This window comes from Ferrovum myxofaciens, assembly GCF_000735045.1.
Classification (GTDB): domain Bacteria; phylum Pseudomonadota; class Gammaproteobacteria; order Burkholderiales; family Ferrovaceae; genus Ferrovum; species Ferrovum myxofaciens.
In genome coordinates, this window is record NZ_JPOQ01000334.1 from 1 (window position 1) to 373 (window position 373).

Consider the following 373-nt stretch of genomic DNA (forward strand, 5'->3'; position numbering starts at 1 on the left):
GTAGCGCAGCGACCTCGCAAATCGGATTTCATGTCAAGTGTTTTTTGCATTTTTTTTGAAAATATTTATCGCGCAGATGGGTGCCTTCGGTATTTGGAAAAACCCGCGAATGTCTAAAGTTCAGGCAGACAGCCAGACCTACAGTTATTCTCAATTCTGTGATTGCTACCAGCGTTTTGCCCGAACCCTCAAGCGCTCCATGCGCCAGGTTCACCGCGCGGGGGAGAAACTGTTCATTGACTTTGCTGGTCCGACTATCCCCTTGGTTGGAGGAGATCGTGCCCATATTTTCGTGGCGGCCCTGGGGGCATCCGGCTATACCTTCGCCTGTGCCACGCCCCGCGAGACGACGGAGGACTGGATAAATGGAACG

At 52.5% G+C, this 373-nt stretch carries 1 pseudogene; it reads left to right on the top strand.

Going from position 1 to position 373, the window contains the following annotated elements:
• Window positions 1–133: 133 nt before the first annotated feature.
• Window positions 134–373 (top strand): annotated as a pseudogene (locus IV91_RS0113885) (IS21 family transposase); the annotation flags it as partial.